At 35.8% G+C, this 20,454-nt stretch carries 20 protein-coding genes and 1 rRNA gene; 4 read left to right on the top strand and 17 right to left on the bottom strand.

Annotation, left to right across the window (positions count from 1 at the left end; all coding sequences use genetic code 11):
- The 8 genes from J0N78_RS19875 to J0N78_RS19840 form a co-directional block, all read right to left on the bottom strand.
- Positions 1-88: ribosomal RNA gene (locus J0N78_RS19875) — 16S ribosomal RNA — on the bottom strand; the annotation flags it as partial.
- A gap of 306 nt (positions 89-394) precedes the next feature.
- Positions 395-1,006 (bottom strand): YitT family protein, encoded by a 612-nt coding sequence (locus J0N78_RS19870; RefSeq protein ID WP_209124868.1) that lies wholly within the window; start codon positions 1,004-1,006, stop codon positions 395-397.
- Entirely contained in the window at positions 1,003-1,389 is a 387-nt protein-coding gene (locus tag J0N78_RS19865; RefSeq protein WP_209124867.1) for an OsmC family protein, read from the bottom strand. The genes J0N78_RS19870 and J0N78_RS19865 overlap by 4 nt, the downstream gene beginning before the upstream one ends.
- Positions 1,390-1,768: 379 nt before the next feature.
- A complete protein-coding gene (locus J0N78_RS19860; RefSeq protein WP_209124866.1) occupies positions 1,769-2,545 on the bottom strand; it encodes a VLRF1 family aeRF1-type release factor in 777 nt (258 codons plus the stop codon).
- Between the two features lie 887 nt (positions 2,546-3,432).
- A complete protein-coding gene (locus tag J0N78_RS19855) occupies positions 3,433-3,807 on the bottom strand; it encodes a YtxH domain-containing protein (RefSeq protein WP_209124865.1) in 375 nt (124 codons plus the stop codon).
- Between the two features lie 124 nt (positions 3,808-3,931).
- The gene (locus J0N78_RS19850; protein WP_209124864.1) at positions 3,932-5,110 is read right to left on the bottom strand and encodes a CaiB/BaiF CoA transferase family protein; all 1,179 of its coding nucleotides are present in this window, start codon (positions 5,108-5,110) and stop codon (positions 3,932-3,934) included.
- Positions 5,111-5,281: 171 nt separating this feature from the next.
- Entirely contained in the window at positions 5,282-5,428 is a 147-nt protein-coding gene (locus tag J0N78_RS19845) for a hypothetical protein (RefSeq protein ID WP_209124863.1), read from the bottom strand.
- Between the two features lie 384 nt (positions 5,429-5,812).
- Complete coding sequence (locus J0N78_RS19840; protein ID WP_209124862.1) at positions 5,813-6,232, bottom strand: hypothetical protein; 420 nt, start codon at positions 6,230-6,232, stop codon at positions 5,813-5,815.
- A gap of 331 nt (positions 6,233-6,563) precedes the next feature.
- Between J0N78_RS19840 and J0N78_RS19835 the strand changes: the two genes are divergently transcribed.
- Positions 6,564-6,734, top strand: coding sequence for an FbpB family small basic protein (locus tag J0N78_RS19835; RefSeq protein WP_209124861.1), 171 nt, complete (start codon positions 6,564-6,566; stop codon positions 6,732-6,734).
- Between the two features lie 69 nt (positions 6,735-6,803).
- Here J0N78_RS19835 and J0N78_RS19830 read toward each other — a convergent pair whose 3' ends face one another.
- The 9 genes from J0N78_RS19830 to treP form a co-directional block, all read right to left on the bottom strand.
- Positions 6,804-7,766, bottom strand: a complete 963-nt coding sequence (locus tag J0N78_RS19830) for an alpha/beta hydrolase (protein WP_209124860.1) — start codon at positions 7,764-7,766, stop codon at positions 6,804-6,806.
- A gap of 50 nt (positions 7,767-7,816) precedes the next feature.
- Positions 7,817-9,472: a gamma-glutamyltransferase gene (ggt, locus tag J0N78_RS19825; RefSeq protein WP_209124859.1), complete on the bottom strand. Its 1,656-nt coding sequence runs from the start codon at positions 9,470-9,472 to the stop codon at positions 7,817-7,819.
- 62 nt (positions 9,473-9,534) lie between these two features.
- Positions 9,535-10,011: a chromate efflux transcriptional regulator ChrS gene (chrS, locus tag J0N78_RS19820; protein WP_209124858.1), complete on the bottom strand. Its 477-nt coding sequence runs from the start codon at positions 10,009-10,011 to the stop codon at positions 9,535-9,537.
- 75 nt (positions 10,012-10,086) lie between these two features.
- Entirely contained in the window at positions 10,087-11,610 is a 1,524-nt protein-coding gene (locus tag J0N78_RS19815) for a tripartite tricarboxylate transporter permease (protein WP_209124857.1), read from the bottom strand.
- A 16-nt stretch (positions 11,611-11,626) separates the two neighbouring features.
- Positions 11,627-12,076: a tripartite tricarboxylate transporter TctB family protein gene (locus J0N78_RS19810; RefSeq protein WP_209124856.1), complete on the bottom strand. Its 450-nt coding sequence runs from the start codon at positions 12,074-12,076 to the stop codon at positions 11,627-11,629.
- Positions 12,077-12,102: 26 nt separating this feature from the next.
- Positions 12,103-13,122, bottom strand: coding sequence for a tripartite tricarboxylate transporter substrate binding protein (locus J0N78_RS19805; protein WP_209124855.1), 1,020 nt, complete (start codon positions 13,120-13,122; stop codon positions 12,103-12,105).
- 526 nt (positions 13,123-13,648) lie between these two features.
- On the bottom strand, positions 13,649-14,365 hold the full coding sequence (gene treR, locus J0N78_RS19800) for a trehalose operon repressor (RefSeq protein ID WP_209124854.1): 717 nt from the start codon (positions 14,363-14,365) through the stop codon (positions 13,649-13,651).
- Positions 14,366-14,388: 23 nt separating this feature from the next.
- Complete coding sequence (gene treC, locus J0N78_RS19795) at positions 14,389-16,071, bottom strand: alpha,alpha-phosphotrehalase (protein WP_209124853.1); 1,683 nt, start codon at positions 16,069-16,071, stop codon at positions 14,389-14,391.
- Between the two features lie 177 nt (positions 16,072-16,248).
- Positions 16,249-17,664 carry a PTS system trehalose-specific EIIBC component gene (gene treP, locus J0N78_RS19790; protein WP_209124852.1) on the bottom strand — a complete coding sequence of 472 codons (1,416 nt, stop codon included), beginning with the start codon at positions 17,662-17,664 and terminating at the stop codon, positions 16,249-16,251.
- A gap of 397 nt (positions 17,665-18,061) precedes the next feature.
- On the opposite strand from treP, the gene ureA reads away from it, so the two are divergent.
- The 3 genes from ureA to ureC are packed head-to-tail and all read left to right on the top strand — an operon-like array spanning position 18,062 to position 20,447.
- Positions 18,062-18,364, top strand: coding sequence for an urease subunit gamma (gene ureA, locus J0N78_RS25955; protein WP_247747443.1), 303 nt, complete (start codon positions 18,062-18,064; stop codon positions 18,362-18,364).
- 9 nt (positions 18,365-18,373) lie between these two features.
- Positions 18,374-18,748 (top strand): urease subunit beta, encoded by a 375-nt coding sequence (locus J0N78_RS25950; RefSeq protein WP_247747442.1) that lies wholly within the window; start codon positions 18,374-18,376, stop codon positions 18,746-18,748.
- The gene (gene ureC / locus J0N78_RS19780) at positions 18,738-20,447 is read left to right on the top strand and encodes an urease subunit alpha (protein WP_247747441.1); all 1,710 of its coding nucleotides are present in this window, start codon (positions 18,738-18,740) and stop codon (positions 20,445-20,447) included. The genes J0N78_RS25950 and ureC overlap by 11 nt, the downstream gene beginning before the upstream one ends.
- The last annotated feature ends 7 nt before the right edge of the window (positions 20,448-20,454 follow it).

Genomic DNA, 20,454 nt, shown 5'->3' with positions numbered 1-20,454 from the left:
GAGCAAGCTCTTAATTGGTCCGCTCGACTTGCATGTATTAGGCACGCCGCCAGCGTTCGTCCTGAGCCAGGATCAAACTCTCCATAAAAGTGTTTGATTAAGCTCATTGTCACAAACGTGACGTTTTAAAACATTGACGAGATATCATGTATCTCTTTATTTCGCTTGGCTTTTTGTTCAGTTTTCAAAGAACTTTTTTACCGCTTGCGTTAGCAGCGACAAGAATTATCTTACCAAAATCCAAACACAAAAGCAAGTCTTTTTTTAAAACTTTTTTGGAATGGAAATTGATTGAAACGACCATCGCGTTAGCGACAAAAATTATTATATGACTTATTTCTTCATTCGTCAACAATAAATTATATAAAAATAATATCTACCTTTTTATCACTCATTATTTTGAGACAATTGCTTGTTCATTCAATAAATAATGATTAAACATTTTATAAAAAAGGTCAATGATCTTTGCAGAAATAAATTGAGTAGCGAGAGCAAAAATTAATAAGACCAAATCAATGACAATCGCCAATGACAAAAAGATCACTGAATTAAAAATAAAAAGTAACTTCCCTGGCATTAGATTAAATTTCTTATGAAGAACGTGTACGATAATTGCAATCCCACCAGATGACGCTCCACTGACAAACAATAAACTAACCCCAAACCCAAATAAAAATGCACCAAAAAACATATCCGTATAAACAAAAGAAATTGTTCCACTTAAAAAAGGGTTTACTAACCCTATAGTAATCGAAGTCATTGTTACAGAGTATAGAGTTTTTAATACACTAAATAACCCGATCCATTTATAGGCAATAGCTAATAGGAAAAAGTTAAATACCCATAATGTTAGTTCGTACTTAATAGATAGAAGGTGTTCAAATAAAATCGCAACTCCAGCTGCTCCACCTGAAGGTATGGCATGCGGGAATAAAAAAAGGGACATCGATAATCCTTGTAATACAGCACCTACCGTCAATGATATCCCTATTATCGACTTATTCATCCTTCTACAATCTCAAACGATTCAGTAATTTCAATACTATCCTTCACCGATTGAACCATTGAGCAATTCTTTCTCGTAACAACTAATGACTTTTCAATTTTTTCTTCACTTAAGTTTGAACCTATGATCGTAAAGTGCATATGAATCTTTTGTATCTCTTGTGCTCCTTCAGAATTTCTTGTTACTTTAGCACTTACCTTAATATCCTTATATTCAATTCTTTTTTTCTCCAATACTTTTCGCAATACTCCGCCACTACAAACAGCAACTGATGAAACTAACAACTGATATGGCCTAAAGCCAAACTCTTCATTCCCCGAAACATGTAATGTTCCATATTCAAAGTCTGTTTTAAAGCCATTTTCCTTCAATATAAACTCCATTAAAACACTTCCCTTGTCTTTTATCTTCTTTATTTTACAAAGATTCCAATTATTCGTCACCCTTTTATGCTAAAATATTAGTCTTTTCTCTAAAAATATTTTTCTTGAATATCTATCCATGGGTATTACAATAAACTGCATAATATTAAAGTTGATTATAAATTTACAGATTAAGGTGTATGTCTTTTTTCAACAAATACCGTTCTCGGTGTTCAATGATGAAATCAATAATCACAACAAATCGCATTGGCAGTTGAAGTCCAATGCGATTTTTAAATTTCAAATAATTGTTCACTCTAGATTACTGTTAATTGATTTGTTATTTCAAATTTTTTCTCTCAACCGAACAGGCTCTCGGTAAAAAGCCAGCCTCCTTCTTTTATCCAATCACTTCCCCAACTACTTTATGACTTGGCAATGAAGATAAATTTTTCGGTATGACTTTAATGATTTTTGTTTGTAAGTATTTACTTAGTTCCTTTGCCAGTTCCTGTGAACCAACAATATAAACTCCTTTCCATTGACACTCTTGAGACTTTTGATCGATCAATGGTGCCAGTCTCCTTAACCACCGTTGTTGATTTACTTCTATTCTTTCTTGATACTGATCTTTATGGCTAGTACTTGATCCCAAACGTTCAATAGTGGCTGTTCCTTCATATTTTCTCCAATTGTCATCATCAACATTTAAGGTATACCGTATTTCCTCTGTCACTTCGCCAAGACGGGTATTTAAAGCTAACAGGTCGTTTTGCTGAAGTAATAGCACTCCACTTGCAGGGTATTGTTGTTGAATCGTATCTAATTGTCCAATCATCGGTTGCTTTTCCCAATAAAAATTATTCTCCACTGAAAGTTGCAAATCATAAATCTCCCACACTTCCGCATTCGACGAGGCAAAAATAACAACTGCTTTTTGCATGTTATGTTGTCTTTCTAAGAGCTGCTTTTCTACCTTCTTTTTAACAGAACAATAATTCTTTAATTCTTCTGTGTCATTTCTTACTTTTACGTATTGCTCTAATTTCTTCAAGCCATTTTTCAGTTGTAATTTCCAGTCATCTTGACCAGATCGAAGTGTATTTAAATAAATGGTTAATACACCCTTGTCACAATGGGACACCCTTAATTCCTCTAACCGTTTTGAAAAAGCCAAAATTATTCCCCCTTTAGGACAAGATATATAACCCTATTACCATTTATATTCGTAATAAAACAAAAAAAAGAAGCACTTTTTTCAGTGCTCCTTAAAAATTTAGTGATAACCGTTTGATTTATTAGCTGAACTACTTGTCTTGTGACCATTTGCATGTTTATTACTTGATTTGTTTTTATTCTTATGTTTTTTATTACTCATGCGCGTCACCTCTCCAATTAGTAGAAGAAGGCGGCCAACGTAAGTGACCACCTTCTATACAAGTTCCACATCATTATTTCAAAAAATTACTTTCTGGGGTCGTAACGATTTTTGTCTTTCACAGACACCTCTTTCAACGAATTTGTTATTAACGAATTACACTTTCCGCATAATTGTTCAACGCAATTCACCTCTGAGGTATTTACTGACAAAATGTTATTACCGTAATTTTATTCATTCGATGTGAACTTGTTAATTGAGGATAGCTAACTGCCGTCCTCGGTTATTATGATGTCCCGCTTACGAAATACTATGTACGTTTTAAAAAAATTTTTTCAAAAAAGATTCTCCTTTACATCCCTATATATTATGTGACCCAAACATTGTAAATCGAAAAAGGTGACACCGTTAAAGGGTCACCTTTTTCGAAAGTTCTTCACCATAACTTCAAATGCTTCTGGGGCCGTAACGATATTTGTTTTTCGGTAACACCTCTTTCAATGAAGTTACTTAACAATTTACACTTTCGGCATAATTGTACAATGCAACCACCTCTTGAGGTATTGATTAACAATCGTTATTTCCTTCAGCTTAATGGTGAAAACTTATGTGGAGGATAGCAGCTGCCGTCCTCCTCCATTATGATGTCGCATAATGATAAAATTATGCAGATCTTTTGACAGGAATTATATCCCTTCAAGTGGATCTTCTTTTTTCGTTTCTTTGATTTTTTTGAAATCATCAGCCGCACCTTTGGCTGCATCAATAACTTCAAGCGAACTCGTTTTAATATGCTGGACACTTTCTGATATTTGCTTTACATCCTCACTAACGGAACGGAGCGCATCTGAAATTTGTGTACTTGTATTTTTAATTTTACCTATAATTTCCTCACGATTTTCTTTGATGTATATTGTTGCATCTTGAGCAGCATGCTTTAATTCCTCTGTACCTTCGACAATTTTCTTTCTCGTTTTAGGGTATGCTAATAGAGCCGTTACAACGATTGTACTACCAACAATGATCCCTTTATAAACTGATTGGCATTGCTTTTTCTCCATTGGTCTCCCTCCTCTGGAAATACTTTCATAACTTTAGTTTAGCAATATTTCTTTAAGGAAAAAAGGAAAACCCCTTCAATAAATCAAAAGTTAAATGGATAGTACAATTTCACTAATTTTTTCTTTAGTAAACGCCATGATAAACTTCATTAGCTTTAACGACTTTTTTCGTTTTTAACTTAGCAATCTCTTCATCATCATAATGTAGAACGTCTGCAAGTATCGCATCTGTATGTTCTCCCAAACCTGGAGCAGGGTGCAGCTCTGGAAAAGCCCCTTTTTCTTTATCATATGTAGTTGCCACCTCCGGGTATCCATCAAAAGGAGTGAATATTAAATGCCGTTCTTCAACGTATTTAGAGGATGTTAATTCGCCAGGTTCTAGGACTGGCGCCATACAGCAGTCAACCTTTTGTGAAAAGCTCATCCATTCATGCATCGAGTATGACAAAAATAACTCCTTTATATCACAATATACCGGATTGTCTTCAGTTGTTTCTGACATGTGTGCAGGTACCCATTCATCTTTACCAATAGCATTACAAAAATTAATCCAAAACTTCGGTTCTAAAGCCCCTAAACTCATGTACCGGTTATCCTTTGTTTTATAAACGTGATAGGAGACGATGGATCCCGTTAACTCCGCAACACCTCGCTGGCTCCCTTTTTCACTAGCTATGAGTACATGATTATTCATCAGAGAAACCATCACATCTGTTAACGATAAGTCAATATAACTGCCTTCCTTTTTAATAGAACGCTGAACGAGCGCAGCTAAAATAGCTTCTGAAGTAGCCATTCCTCCGGCTAAATCCGCTAACGTAATCGTTGGATGGACAGGTTCATCGTTTTTATCTTTCAATTGACTAAGTAAACCACTTAATGCAATGTAGTTGATATCATGACTACCAAAATGGCTAAGTGCCGTATCTTGACCATATCCTGTCATTGAAAGATATATGATATTTTTATTTTCACATTTTACATCCTCATAACCTAAACCGAGGCGCTCCATGACACCTGGTCGAAAGCTTTCAATAACTACATCTGATTTTTTCATTAAATCAAGGGCAACCTGCTTGCCCTCCTTTTCCTTTAAGTTCAGTGCAATACTTTTTTTATTACGGTTATTCGCTAAAAAAATCAACCCAGTGCCATCTCGTTTATCTCCAAGTGTACGAGCTGGATCACCTGTTAGCGGTTCAACTTTAATCACTTCTGCTCCCATATCCCCAAGCCGCAAACTCGCATATGGCCCAGGTAAGTATTGTGAAAAGTCTAAGATACGAATTCCTTCTAACATATTGTTCTCTCCCTATTTCTATTCCATTTTCACGAAAAGAGACTGACTTAACAGTGCATTTACACCACAAAACTTTTGAATATAGTGCTCCTTATCTCTTTAGCCCCTATATTAATAGTTGAGTAGTAATTCACTATCACTGAAAGTCAGCCTCATCGAAAATAGCTTAAATTAGTTATATACTTCTGTTAAGAATAGGTCCGTTTCTAATGGTTCAAAACCACTTTCATTATTACGCAGTTCACGAATTTCCATGGTCAATTTTTCAATTTTCTTTTCCATCTCTTCTAATACTCTCATCTCAACTGTAACCGTCATAGCTAACTCCCCCTAAGTTAAATTTAATGAATATTCTGATAATTAAAACCGAAAACAATACACTAACATTGTTGTCCAGTGACAACGACTACTCAACACGGTTTATGATGGTCCTTTCATCAGATAGTGCTCTTAAACTTAAATCCTGTAGTGCTTTAAATCGTTATTTAAATTTATGAATATTCTATCAACGTATTTGTCGTTTGTAAACCTCTTTTTCAAATGTAATCGCTTACAGTTCTAAAATAATTTTTTACCTATATTACCTCAATTTAACTGTAGCTTGTTGATATTGTGGATAAGTTTTGAAGTAGTTTAAAAACACTCATATATAGCCTCCTTTTGTTGTGGATATTATTGTGGATAAAAATATCACACCGTTTTTTACCTTTCTAAGTAGATAAGAACTTCTAGTACCCATTCTTCTTCTACAATAATATTGTCTACAACTGTTCGATATGGAACTTCTGTTATCCACATAAATAATTCTTTCAACAAGTCTAGCCTTCTTTGTTGACGTTTAACTTTAATGCTTATTCCATCTTTGTAAGTATCTGGCTTTTCAAAGGTTTCCTGATTAACAGTAACCATTTGACCTGATAATTGAAAAAAAAGCCATTTAAGCCTCTCATCATTTTTTCTCCTAATTTGAATAACCTCACTGAGCAATTGTTTGCTTTCTTCAGTTTCTGCAATGACCATTAAGTAATCATAGGTGATGATGGAAGTACTTTCTCTCGTCAATAGTTGTTTTATTATGGTTGCAGCTTCCATGTTCCTATACGAGTACTGACGATAATTCATTAGTTCTCCCCTGCTTTCCATTTGTTCATCTTTTATAAATATGAACAGAGTGCTTGCTCTATACGGACACAATAATTCGCTATAATTTTACAATCTTCACTAAATTCAAATATTTTTCGAAAAATTGTAACAATATCTTAATACTGTTAATACAAAGTAAGATTAAAATAGTCTTATAAATAAAAAATTGGCTCTTTTCTAAAAGGACATTGCTATTTGGATTGATAGGCAAGCTAATGCTTGGTACTTCACGCATTGCGTCTATAGATCCAAAATGTAACAAAGTTTACGGAGACAGCCAAAAATTAAAAAACAAAAGGTATGATGAGAGATGAGAAAACACGCACCATCTTTTGAAGAGTTAGTTCTCGAAAACAAGAAACAACTTCTTCAAGATCCTATCGCTTTAAATAAAATAGAAAAGCGAATCGAAGAAAGAAAAGCAAAAGAGTTCCAAAACTTAAACGCAACAGTTGAACAAGCAAAAAAAAGAAAGTTTTAGAACTATATTTTCTTAACACACAAAAAGGGTGCCTCGACGGTCACCCTTTTTAATAAATCTGATTGAAGTTTATAATACGTTTCCGCTCTTTAATTCTTCTAAAAGTAGCTTATACACATTTACACGAATCTCCTGTTTTTCATTAAGCAAATGATGCTTTCCACCATCAAACAAGCAAATTTTACTATTTAGTAAGTATTTAGCAATAAAACGACAATTATATTTCCAGTCAACTGTTTCATCGTCAATTCCTTGGAGTACAAAAACCCGCTGTTCATTCCCTTTCACTGCATGAATTTGATCATTCCAATCTATCAATGCTTTTAGCCAATTAAGAGGAACGTTTGTTGGCTGACATGGGTCTTGTTTAATAAACTGAATAAATTGTTGATCTGAACTATTTTCACGAATGACCCGCTTTATTTTTTTTACGATCGGCTTCATGAAATAGTATCCAAACTTTGTAGCAGCCCATAGGTTTGAACGTATAAGTGGGGCCACTAAAATAATTGAATGAAAATATTGTTGGTCACGTGTAAGTAAATTATTAATCACTACAGCAGCGCCCGTACTATGTGCAATCACATGTATTGGCGAACTAAACTGTCTTCTAACTTCTTGTATTAATGACTCATACACTCTTTGATATTCACTAAAATTACTTATGTTAGCTCGTTCTCCACTAGATAAACCATGTCCTGGCCAGTCAAAAGTAATAACGGTATACCCTTCATCTGTTAGTAACCGTATCGTCGCACTTAATACCCCAGCATGATCTAAATACCCATGCAACAATAAGACAACCTCACCATTAGTATGTTGCATTGAGGAGAACATCTGAACTTTAATTTTATAATGATCAACAGGAAGATCTCCCATTCTATAGTTTATATTTTTATGTGGTAATTTGTAATACTTTAGGTATTGATACACTTCCTCCGTCATTGCAAAAGGATTTTTGAAGTCGAAATTTTCTTTTTGATTTTGTAAATGGTTTATTACTTTTTGTATTTCGATACGGTTCAAATTCATCGTAAATTTCTCCTAAAAAGTTATAAGCGTAACTTACTGCATTTTTCAGCTTAATATCCTATTGCAGCACCATCTCCTCTAGGATCTGCTCCGCTATGTTTTACTTGGCTTTCAGGGTCAATTAATATTGCACCTGCATGGCCCATAACATCAGTAAAGTCTTCCATTATTTCTATCGTATGTCCTTTCTTTATTAACCCTTCAACAACATGTTTTGAAATTCGATTTTCTAGTTTTAAACTGTTTGAGCTTGCTCCCCACGTCCTACCATATAACCATCTAGGTGCTTCTATTGCTGATTGAACATTAAAGTTATAATCAATGATTCTCGTTACTAATGCCGCTTGAGTTTGTGGCTGTCCTTCGCCTCCCATTGTCCCATAAACGAGATATGGATCGTTCCCTTTAAATAGCATGGCAGGGTTTAATGTGTGAAATGTCCGTTTGTTCGGCTGTAAGCAATTTACATGATTTGGATCGAGCGAAAAGAAGCTGCCTCGATTTTGTAATAACACCCCGGTACCTTTTGGAATAATTCCAGAACCAAAATCATGATAGATACTTTGAATAAATGAAACGGCGTTTCCATCCTTATCAACAACTCCAAACCAGACAGTATCTCCTTTAGGATCTAACTGCTTTTCTGTTTCAAATGTTTTCTCAAAATTTATATTATCCGCAAGTTTGATGCCATGTTCCTTTGATAATAATTCATTTACAGGAATATTTGAAAACTCAGGATCTGTTAACCATTTATCACGATCAGAAAATGCTTGTTTAGTAGCCTCAATGAGGAGGTGGTAGTATTCGAAGGAACCTTCTTGAATTGTACTTAAGTTGTAATTGTTCAATATATTTAATATAGATAAAGAGGCCATCCCTTGTGTATTTGGAGGTAAATTATAGGCCGTATAACCACGGTAATCGACAGAAATAGGATCGACCCAATTCGATTGATGAGCTTCAAAATCTCGCTGAGTTAAAATTCCACCACACTTTTGAAGATCTTCTATGATACGCTCTGACAGTGTTCCTTTATAAAAAAGCTTTGAACCTTCATGAGCAATACCTTCTAATGTTAATGCCAAATCCTCCTGCTTCATTATTTCCCCAGTTTTATAACTCATACCACTATTCTTTAAGTAAACTTTTTCAAATTCTGAAAACTGCTGTAAATAACGAAACTGTTGATCTTTCTCATCCAAGTTTACATTTGTCCAGTATTCTTGACTCGGTGTAACCGGAAAGCCTTCTTTTGCGTAATGGATAGCAGAGCCTAATAATTTATCCCAAGAAAACGTACTGTCCATATAATTAACAGCGTATTCATAAGCTTTTTCCCAACCAGCGACTGCACCAGGTACTGTGTTTGCTGATAAATACCCTCTAGCAGGAATGGAAGTTAAGTTTTTTTGTTTATAAAAATTAATAGTTGCATTTTCTCCTGATCGACCACTACTGTTTAACCCTCTTAATTCATGTTTGCTAGCATTGTAGATCAACCAAAAATTATCTCCACCTATACTGTTCATATGTGGGTATACAACGGCAATTGTAGAGGCTGCGGCTATCGCTGCTTCAATTGCATTTCCTCCCTCTTGTAATACCTGCATTCCTGCTTGAGAAGCTAAATAATGTGGTGTTGTAATTACTCCATTAGGAGCCATTGTTGTCGATCGATAGGCACGCTCACGGTTATATAACATCTTTTATTCCCTCCAAATCAATTTAACGTCAAGTTGAGGTCAACACAAAGTGAAACGATAAGCTATAATTTCATTCCCATACGGCTCTTATAGCGCTTAATTAACATTTGACAATCTACACTAACTACACCTTCTAATGCATAAAGTTTCTCGATTAGAAAACGTTCCATATCCTGATCATTAGCAAAAATCCCATGCATATGCAGTTTACTTGGACCTGTCATATGATACAAACTTGTTACTGCAGCTTCATTTTCAAGGTGAGATGCAACTTTATCTAAATATTTTGGTTCAACTTCTACATTAAAAAAGACAGAAACGTGTATACCAATCTTAATCGGATTGATGACAGTAGTAAATTTTTCAATAATGCCTTCTTCCACTAGACTGTTAATACGTGCTTGAACTGCTACACGTGATAAATCCACCTTTTTTCCTAAGTCGGTATAAGATATTCTACTATTCTCATGTAAATATGAAAGTATTTTTCTATCAATCTCGTCTATTACAAGGTTAGGAATATGATACTCAAATGCCATCGCAGAAAATCCTCCTACATCTAATAATTTTATCCAAAGATCTCCCACCTTTAATGCTCATTCGTTTAACAACTATTACACTACCTTTTTTAATGATTCACTTGATTGTTCTACACCTTTTTTATTTTGACGTATGGAAAAAAAGATCGAACCAATAGCTAACAATAGAAATGCCAATGAGATTGGACGAGTAAAGAAAGTACTTATTTCAGAACTAATTTGAAATGCTCTAGTCATCTCACCTTCAAGTGTCGGTCCTAAAATCAACCCTAAAATTACTGGCCCTAATGGAACCTTTGCTTTTTCAAGCAGAAAACCAATTATGCCAAAAATGAGTACAACCCAAATATCAAACGGTCTATTGTTAAGCGCAAAAGCACCAACAGTACTAAAAACTAGAATACTTGGAATAAGAAGGGACTTCGGAACCAACGTAATTCTTATTAATATTGGCAGTAAAAGAGTTTGTAAAAGTAGTACAAATAGTGCACTACAAATAATGGCTACGTAAATAGAGTTAACTAAAATTGGCTGCTGTGAAAATAATCCAGGTCCTGGAGTGATTCCGTGTAAGATAAGCGCACCAATCATAACTGCTTGAGCCACATCTCCAGGTATACCTAGTGTAATAGTAGGAATAAACGCTCCACCAGCCACTGAATTATTCGAGCTTTCCGCTGCTACAATTCCACCTGGATGTCCTTTTCCATATTGCTCCTTGTCTTTTGCTGCCTTTTTTGCACGATCATAACTTATAAAATTTGCAGATTCTGCACCGGCAGCTGGCAGTGCACCTATAAAGCAACCAATCGTTGATGAGCGAACCAAATTCCATTTTTCCTTATAAATATCTTTTATTACTTGTAGGTAAGGAATGCTTACTTTCTTTGTTAATGTTGACTTTTCTTGGGATGAGTAGGATAACTTAATCTCCTCTATATTTTTTAACAATTGCGAAAAGGCAAATAAACCTATTAGTACGGGTATGGGTGATAAACCACCCGTTAAACTAGGAAATCCAAAATCAAACCGTATCGTTCCTGTTGGTGCCACTCCGATTGTTCCAATTAACAATCCTAAACAACCCGCAATGAGCCCTTTTGTTAAATTTCCTCCACTTAAACCAGCGATGAGTGTTAAAGCAAAAACAACTAAGGCAAAGATTTCCCACGGACCAAACTGAAGAGCTACCTTAGAAATAATTGGACCTAGAAAGAAAAGTAATATAGCTCCAATAATAGTTCCTAACACAGAAGAGGCTATTCCAATACCTAAGGCCCTTGCTGATTGACCCTTTTTGGACATTGGGAACCCATCAAATATTGTAACTACTGATGATGGAGTACCTGGAATACCTAATAAAATTCCAGAAATCAATCCTCCTGATAGACCTCCAATATATATACCGATCATTAAGGTTAGACCTTGAACAGGTGCCATACCAAATGTAAATGGAAAAGCTAAAATAATTGCCATCGTAAAAGTAAAACCTGGAATAGCACCAGCGACAATACCGAAGAAGACTCCTATTAACAGATATAATAGAGTAAGGGGTTGAAGTACCTCTTGTATCGCTAAAATAATCGATGTCATATCCATTGGGTTCAACTCCTTTCTATGGTAAGTAGATTTTTAATATGCTTTGAAACACCCACTGAATACCGAACGGTAAAATAACTGCTAACAGTACGTTCACCACTAAATATTGTCTTTTTATTGGTCCTAGCATCGCAAAGACCATTAATAAAAAGAGCATCGTACTGATTAAAAATCCGATGATTGGTAACAAAGAAATATAGATAACGAGCAAAATTAGCGTAATCACAACACGCCAATGTTCAATAATATACACCTTTAAGCTTTTTAATAGATCATCTTTTTGTTTATCTTTAAAACTCTGAATAAAAAGAGAGAGTGCTAGTATTGACATTACTATGATAATTACACTTGGAAAAAAGGAGGGAGCAAATGTTTGCATCCCTGTTTTTTCCGAAAAGCCTCGAGACTCAATAAAAAATATTCCAGCTACTACTAAGACAAGTATCGAAAAAATTCTGTTAACCACTACAACCACTCCCCCTAAGACAAAACTTACTCAAATTTCATTTTGTCTGCTAACTCTTCCATTTTTGTATCTAATTCTTCTAAATGTGAGGTGTATTCATCGGTCGGTTTAAAGTTTGGAAAGCTTCCAAGCTCTTCGATTTTTTCTTGTAATTCAGGGTTTTCTAAGGCTTTTTTGAATGCTTCACTAAGCACTGCAATAACTTCTTCTGGTGTATCTTTTGGTGCTAAAATACCTCTATCAACGGTTACAGCGAAGTCGATTCCTTGCTCGATCAAAGTCGGAACCTCTGGTAAGAATGGATTTCTTTCATTAAACACCATACCTAAAGGTACAAGTGAACCATCTTCAATATATCCTTTACCAGACGCAAAATCAGCCGTCATACCTTCTACTTGATTAGCAACAAGTGCTGCATATTGAGGACCTGTCCCATCATAGTTCACATAATTTAACGATTTCGGATCAACACCCGCAGCGTCTAGTAACGCTGCAATTGTATAATGGTCCTCTGAACCTGTTGTATATGCCCAAGTCATTTCGTTTGGATTTCCCTTAATATACTCGATTAAATCATTAACATCCTTCACATTATTCTTTTCACTAAAATCTCTACTCACTGCAGGGATGTGTGGCGTAGAAGTCATCATCATAACTGGATCAAATGCTGAAAACCCGTAATCGACAATTCCTGTATGGTAAGCTGTTGCAGCAACCTGGTGAATGCCTAAAATAGTATACCCATCAGGTTTTGCATCTTTGACATGTCGTGATCCAACTGTTGCAGTCGCCCCTGCCATATTAGTCGGAACGATTGTTTGTCCCAAATGTTCCTCTGCATAACTTGCAACTAAACGAAATAGTACATCCGTTCCTCCACCTGGTGGATATGGAATAACTAGACGGACAGGCTTGTCAGGAAATTGATCATTGGAACTTACCGAACTATCTCCTGCATTTGTAGAAGAAGAGCTACCACAAGCCGATAGAGTAATTAACAATGCTGCTATTACTACGGTTGTTAAAAGCGAATAAATCTTTTTCATTTGACACCACTCCTAATGTTATTATAATTTCTTTTTTTCATTCAGTATGAAAACTGAAACAAAACTTCCATTTACAAATATTAATCATTTTTCATATATTGCTTACCTTTTGTTAAAAACATTAAATCAAATATTCAGAAACGGGTTCAACAATGTTGTAAGATTTATTAACACATTTATTTTTCAAATAAAGAAAAGCGGAAGCGTCATTCTCGAAATTGATACGTTCTTATTTCTCAAAAAAAAGGCTGTTTCGTAAACTTTGTTGCTTTTGGCCGTTTTTTGAAAATAAAATAGCCTTTTCAAGACAAATTCATTTGTCTGAACGGCTATTTTATTTTCAAAATCTTCACGCTATGCGTGAAGAGCCAAACATCCGCTTGGCTTACGGTCCAAAAACTAAAAGCAACAATCTTTGAAAAAAGAGCAAAAAAAAAAGACGCTCTCAGATTTTTTACTGAGACGCCCCTAACGATAAAGCCCCCACTTCAAATTCAAAAAGTAAAGTGGGGGTGCGATCGATGGATTAAGTTAATTTTCTTCTAGCAAAATCGACGAAACGAAATTTATCAGGTCTGTGCCTGGACTCTGTATATTGAAACAAACTTGCATCATCTAAATAGACAAAGTTTTTTACAACGACAATGTTTACAAACCCTTCAAGATCAAGTAAACGTCGATCTTCTTCTGTCGGTTCTTCAACGGTAATTTCCTTTTTAGCAAAACTAATTGTTAATCCTAATTCTTGTTCAATATACTCATAGATCGAGTTCTCACAAATCGACCTTGTCAAATGCGGAACATATTTTTTTAATATAAAGTCTTTATCAAGGATAATCCTTTCCTTTGTAATCTCACGAATTCGAATGACTTTCCAAACTTCATCCTCATTTACAGCCTTCAATTGTTCTTTTAGAAAAGGGGTTACCTTCATTGCGTTGAACTCTTCAACAATTGTATTTGCACGATTGCCCATTTTCTTTGCCAACTCTTTAAAACTGACGAGCCCTGATATCGGAAAATTCAACTTTTGAACATCGAGCACAATCGAACCTTTTCCTTGCACTTTTTGAATATAGCCGTGTTCTGATAATAGCTTTAGCGCTTTTCGGATCGTTTCTCTTGACGTATCATATAACTCGACTAGGTCATTTTCTGAAGGAAGCAGACTATTTGCGGGATAATCTCCCACTTGTATTTTCGTTGAAAGCTCTTCATATATTTTTACGTATTTATTTTTCACAAATATCACCAATTACAATTATATCATTTCTTAGATAGATGATAAACGACCGATTCATATGGACGAATACTCATCACCTTTGTAAGTTGAATAGCTTCATCATAGTTGGCAATAAGTAATTTATGATTATGTGCATCGATATTCATCGTATCAGGTAGCTTGTAAGATACTTCTTTGTCCGAAAAATTATTAATGACAAGAAGTTTCTCATCCTTCAATGAGCGAATATAGGCGAAAATCTGGTGATGAGCTCGGTCGATTAATTGATAATCACCATACGTAATAATGTCATATTCTTTACGTAATTGAATTAATTTTTGATAGTGATAAAAAATAGAGTTATTATCTTGCAATGCTCTTTCCGCATTAATTTCCCCGTAATTACTAGCAACGTTTATCCATGGTGTGCCTGTCGTGAAGCCAGCATTCATTTTATCATTCCATTGCACAGGAGTTCTTGAATTATCTCGAGACTTTCGTTTGATAATTTCCATGATTTCATCTTCTGCCACACCCTTTTGCTTCATAATCTCATAATAATTTAACGTTTCTACATCACGGTAATCACTAATGTGATCAAACTTTGGGTCGGTCATCCCGAACTCTTCTCCTTGGTAAATGTATGGTGTTCCTTGCATCATATGGATGGTCGTTGCTAGCATTTTCGCAGATTCATTATGATATTCCGAGTCATTTCCGTAGCGAGTAACGACACGAGGCTGATCATGATTACACCAGAACAGAGCATTCCAGCCTCCACCTTTATGCATTTCAACTTGCCATTTCGAAAGTATATCTTTAAGTGCGAGAAAATCTATTTTCCCGATGGCCCATTTTTCTCCGTTCGGATAATCCACCTTTAAATGATGAAAATTAAACGTCATGCTCAATTCTTTTCGATCTGGGTGCGTATATTTGATACAATGATCAATCGTTGTAGATGACATTTCACCAACCGTCATACTGTCATATTGAGAAAACACTTCACGATTCATTTCTTGCATAAACTCGTGGACCCTTGGACCATCTGTATAAAATTTACGTCCGTCACTTGGATGAATAGAACCGTCATCATTAGGAAATTGTTGATCTTTTGATATTAAATTAATAACATCTAATCGAAACCCATCAACACCTTTTTTGAACCAGAAGTGCATCATATCATACACTTGTTTTCTCACTTCTTCATTTTCCCAATTAAGATCAGCTTGCGTCACATCAAAGAGGTGCAAATAATATTGCTCGGTTTGTTCATCATATTTCCAAGCGGAACCACCAAACTTTGAAACCCAGTTCGTTGGCTCTGCACCTTCAACAGGATCTTTCCAAATATAAAAATCACGATATTGATTATCTTTGGATTGCTGTGATTGCTTAAACCATTCGTGTTCGGTTGAGCTATGGTTCACGACAATATCCATGATCACCTTGATATCTCTAATATGCGCTTCTGTTAACAATCGATCGAAATCCTCCATCGTTCCGTACTCTTCATGGATGGCAAAATAATCACTAATATCATAACCGTTATCTCGTTGAGGTGATTTATAAATTGGTGTCAGCCAAATGACATCAATACCAAGCTTTTTTAAATAACTTAATTTATCAATAATACCTTGTAGATCACCAACACCATTACCAGTTGTGTCATTAAAACTTTTTGGGTAAATTTGATATACTGTTGATTTTCTCCACCATTCCTTCATTTTTATACCACTCCTAATGATTTCATTTTCCACTAAGGTACATAAACTTTGTATGGTTTTAGTTTTTCTTTTCTCTATCTTGTCAATGTCATATTTACTTAATCAATAACTACCATCGTTTCCTCTTGAAAAATACCATTGGTACATATCGGCTACCAATGGCATTTTCTTTATTCATTATTGCCCTTTTTTAAATTTCGCAAAGAGATAGGTTAATATAAATGGAACAATCACGGCAATCCCCATCCCAATAAAAAAAGGTACCCATTTATCCGCAACGATAGAGAAAAATGCTGGTAAACCACCTACTCCTATAGATGGTGCTAATACACGATTCATTGTAATAAACATAGCAGCGATGGCTGAACCAATAATTGCACAAATGAACGGATATCTAAAACGTAAGTTCACTCCAAACATGGCGGGTTCAGTAATTCCTAAATAGGCTGATATAGAAGAGGTCATGGATAAACCTTTTACCTTCTCATCTCTCGTTGCAAAATACATCGCTAGAGCTGCAGAGCCTTGTGCAATATTTGAAAGAGCAAGAATAGGCCATAAGAATGTTGCTCCGGTAGAACCTATAAGTTGTAAGTCAACTGCTAGGAATGTATGGTGCATCCCTGTAATAACTAAAGGTGCATAAATTGCTCCATACAGTAGCCCACCAAGAATTGCAAAATTATCGAAAATACCTACAAATAATGCAGTTATCCAGTTACCAATTGTAAACGTAATAGGTCCAATCAGGATGAATGCTAAAAACCCTGTTACTAATAAAGCAATTGGAGCTACGACTAATAGCTTTATCGCATCTGGAACGCGTTTATTAAGAAAAATTTCAATCTTTGCTAGAACGTACGATGCAAACAGAATCGGTAATACTTGTCCTTGATAACCTATTTTGGCAATATCTAAGCCAAACAAGTTCCAATACGGGATTTCACCTGCCTCTTTAGCAGCACCGTATGCCCAAGCATTTAAAAGATCAGGGTGAACAAGCATCAACCCGAGTACGATTCCCAATAGTGGATTACCACCAAACCTTTTCACCGCTGACCAACCAATTAATCCAGGAAGAAAGACGAAGGCGGTATTTGCAATTAAATTAATAATTCCAGCGAAATCTGCCCACTGTGTATGAACATCAACTAGCCCTTGTCCTTTATAAAAAATGTCAGGTGCTGTTAAAACGTTATTAATCCCCATTAATAAACCTGCTGTAACAATCGCTGGTAGGATTGGAATAAAAATATCTGCTAACGTTTTAATAGCACGTTGGAGTGGATTTAAATTTTTCTCCGCTGCACTTTTTGTATCTTCTTTAGTCGCCTCTCCTATTCCTGTTAACGCTACCAATTCTTTATAAATTTTATCAACTAAGCCTTGCCCAATAATAACTTGAAACTGCCCATTTGTAGAAAATGATCCTTTCACCAAATCTATATTATTCAATTGCTCTTGACTCACTTTTCCTTCATCATGTAAAGCAAAACGCAACCGTGTCACACAATGACTGGCAGATGATATATTTTCTTTGCCTCCTATGGCTTCAAGTATTTGCTCGACTGACTGTTTATTCACGTCTCCCATATTCAACTCTCCTTCTGTTATCGTTTACATTTCATAATAAAAATTAGGATAACACTAATGATTCCAACCTTTAATGTTTCTTAATAAAAGGTTCTTATTCTCTAGTTAGAATAACTCCAATAAATACGCTTTCATATAACTTGTATATACAAGAAAGCCGCTTTATTTATAGTAACTTGTATATACAAATATGTCAACTACTGCTGCAAGAAAAGCTTCCTTCTTAACATGTTAAATTTTTGAATAAATAACAGGAAAGGATGAATCAAAATAAAATATCGTAAGCTTTTCTGACGCTATTGTTGTTAATCCCCTACAATTTCTATTAGATTGTGAATAGTAAGAATTAACAGGCAGTGTATTAAAAGCTCACACTAAATGTAAGGCGGTGAACAATTTGCGACTAACACCGATGGAAAAAGAAAAACTTCTAATCTATTTAGCTGGAGAACTTGCCCTCAAAAGAAAAGCCAAAGGGTTAAAACTCAATTATCCAGAAGCAACTGCTATTTTAAGCTGTTTTATATTAGAAGGAGCTAGGGAAGGAAAGTCGGTTGAACAACTCATGAGTGAAGGAAAACATGTCCTTACTTCTCAAGATGTGATGGAAGGTATACCGGAAATGATCGATCAAATTCAAGTTGAAGCAACCTTTCCGGACGGTGTAAAGCTTGTAACAATCCATGATCCAATAATTTAGGAGGAGACTATGATACCAGGTGAAATTCGTTTAGGAAGTGGCTTTATTTCATGTAATAGAGACAGAAATACTATAAAAATGAGAGTAGCAAATACTGGGGATCGCCCTATACAAGTAGGATCTCACTTTCATTTTGCTGAGGTTAATCGTTACTTGACCTTTGAGCGTATAAAAGCAATTGGTATGCGGCTTAACATTGCTTCTGGTACTGCTGTTCGTTTTGAACCTGGTGAAGAAAAAGACATTGAGTTAGTTGAAATAGCTGGAAAAAAGATTGTTCACGGGTTAAATAGCTTAACGAATGGACACACGTCTGAAGTAACTGATATCGAGAAACGGATGAAAGACAAGGGATTTATTGGGGTGAATAATAATGAAACTTAACCGAAGGCAATATGTTAATTTGTTCGGCCCAACAACGGGAGATCAAGTTCGATTAGCTGATACTGACTTATGGATTGAAATTGAAAAGGATTATACAACGTATGGAGATGAATGTAAGTTTGGTGGCGGAAAGGTACTTCGGGACGGAATGGGCCAAAACGGGGTTTTATGCCGAGATGCTGGAGTCCTCGATCTCATTATTACCAATGCAACCATCATTGACTATACCGGTATATACAAAGCAGATATCGGTGTAAAGGACGGTCGAATTGCCGGAATCGGAAAAGGTGGAAACCCCGATATTATGGATGGCGTTAACCCTAATATGATTGTTGGCGCTGGTACTGAAGCCATCGCTGCCGAAGGACTTATTGTCACAGCTGGTGGGATCGATGCTCATATCCACTTTATTTGCCCACAGCAAATTGAAACGGCAATAGCTTCTGGAGTAACAACGATGCTCGGGGGTGGAACAGGTCCTGCCACCGGTACAAATGCTACAACTTGTACACCTGGTGTATGGAATATCGAACGTATGTTAGAAGCCGCAGAAGAATTCCCTGTTAATCTTGGCTTTCTTGGAAAAGGGAACGGCTCGCACGTCAACCCACTCATTGAGCAAATTAAAGCAGGAGCGATTGGTTTAAAGCTTCACGAAGATTGGGGTACAACACCACATACCATCGATACATGCCTAAAAGTAGCAGATGAGCTTGATGTTCAAGTGGCTATTCATACGGACACATTAAATGAAGCTGGTTTCGTTGAAGATACAATTACTGCCATCAATAATCGTGTCATTCATACATATCATACGGAAGGTGCTGGTGGTGGTCACGCCCCTGATATTATGAAAATTGCTAGTTTACCTAATATATTACCTTCGTCAACGAATCCGACAAGACCCTTTACTGTGAATACGATCGATGAACACCTTGATATGCTGATGGTTTGCCACCATTTAGATCCACAAGTACCTGAAGATGTTGCGTTCGCAGACTCTCGTATTCGTCCCGAAACAATTGCAGCTGAGGATATTCTTCATGATTTAGGGGTGATTAGTATGATTGCCTCTGACTCTCAAGCGATGGGGAGAGTCGGCGAAGTCATTATTCGAACGTGGCAAACCGCAGATAAAATGAAGAAACAATTTGGATATTTAAAAGAGGACGCTAAAAATGACAATACTCGTGTTAAACGGTATATCTCAAAATATACGATTAATCCTGCTATTACTCATGGAATCAGTCATGAGGTAGGCTCGATTGAAATTGGAAAGCTTGCAGATTTAGTCATTTGGGATCCGATGTTCTTTGGTGTTAAACCAGAAATCATTCTTAAAGGAGGGTTAATCGCTTCAGCACAAATGGGTGACCCAAACGCATCCATCCCAACTCCGCAGCCTGTTTTTCAAAGACCTATGTTTGCTAGTTTTGGACGTGCCAAATTCTCAACCTCAATCACTTTTATTTCGCAGGTTGCTTTTGAAGATAAAGTACATGAAAAACTAAAATTACAAAAGAAAATTTCACCTGTAAAAAACTGCCGTAATATCGGAAAGGAAGATATGAAATGGAATACCGAAACTCCAGCCATTGACATTAACCCAGAGACCTATGAAGTAAAAGTGGATGGGAAGATCATTGAATGTGAACCATTTGAATCTGTATCTCTTGCCCAACGGTATTTCTTATTTTAACAATGAG

The organism is Alkalihalobacillus sp. BA299 (assembly GCF_017745675.1).
In the GTDB taxonomy this organism is placed as follows: Bacteria; Bacillota; Bacilli; order Bacillales; family Bacillaceae_F; genus Alkalihalobacterium.
Note: the sequence above shows the minus strand (reverse complement) of the source record. Positions and strands in the feature narration are given on the sequence as shown.

What these genes read in the sequence shown, in the direction of transcription:
- J0N78_RS19870 (WP_209124868.1), bottom strand. Translation starts at nt 1,006, where the DNA reads ATGAATAAGTCGATAATAGGGATATCATTGACGGTAGGTGCTGTATTA.
- J0N78_RS19865 (WP_209124867.1), bottom strand. Translation starts at nt 1,389, where the DNA reads ATGGAGTTTATATTGAAGGAAAATGGCTTTAAAACAGACTTTGAATAT.
- J0N78_RS19855 (WP_209124865.1), bottom strand. Translation starts at nt 3,807, where the DNA reads ATGGAGAAAAAGCAATGCCAATCAGTTTATAAAGGGATCATTGTTGGT.
- J0N78_RS19850 (WP_209124864.1), bottom strand. Translation starts at nt 5,110, where the DNA reads ATGTTAGAAGGAATTCGTATCTTAGACTTTTCACAATACTTACCTGGG.
- J0N78_RS19845 (WP_209124863.1), bottom strand. Translation starts at nt 5,428, where the DNA reads ATGACGGTTACAGTTGAGATGAGAGTATTAGAAGAGATGGAAAAGAAA.
- J0N78_RS19840 (WP_209124862.1), bottom strand. Translation starts at nt 6,232, where the DNA reads ATGAATTATCGTCAGTACTCGTATAGGAACATGGAAGCTGCAACCATA.
- J0N78_RS19835 (WP_209124861.1), top strand. Translation starts at nt 6,564, where the DNA reads ATGAGAAAACACGCACCATCTTTTGAAGAGTTAGTTCTCGAAAACAAG.
- J0N78_RS19830 (WP_209124860.1), bottom strand. Translation starts at nt 7,766, where the DNA reads ATGAATTTGAACCGTATCGAAATACAAAAAGTAATAAACCATTTACAA.
- ggt (WP_209124859.1), bottom strand. Translation starts at nt 9,472, where the DNA reads ATGTTATATAACCGTGAGCGTGCCTATCGATCGACAACAATGGCTCCT.
- chrS (WP_209124858.1), bottom strand. Translation starts at nt 10,011, where the DNA reads ATGGCATTTGAGTATCATATTCCTAACCTTGTAATAGACGAGATTGAT.
- J0N78_RS19815 (WP_209124857.1), bottom strand. Translation starts at nt 11,610, where the DNA reads ATGGATATGACATCGATTATTTTAGCGATACAAGAGGTACTTCAACCC.
- J0N78_RS19805 (WP_209124855.1), bottom strand. Translation starts at nt 13,122, where the DNA reads ATGAAAAAGATTTATTCGCTTTTAACAACCGTAGTAATAGCAGCATTG.
- treC (WP_209124853.1), bottom strand. Translation starts at nt 16,071, where the DNA reads ATGAAGGAATGGTGGAGAAAATCAACAGTATATCAAATTTACCCAAAA.
- treP (WP_209124852.1), bottom strand. Translation starts at nt 17,664, where the DNA reads ATGGGAGACGTGAATAAACAGTCAGTCGAGCAAATACTTGAAGCCATA.
- J0N78_RS25950 (WP_247747442.1), top strand. Translation starts at nt 18,374, where the DNA reads ATGATACCAGGTGAAATTCGTTTAGGAAGTGGCTTTATTTCATGTAAT.
- ureC (WP_247747441.1), top strand. Translation starts at nt 18,738, where the DNA reads ATGAAACTTAACCGAAGGCAATATGTTAATTTGTTCGGCCCAACAACG.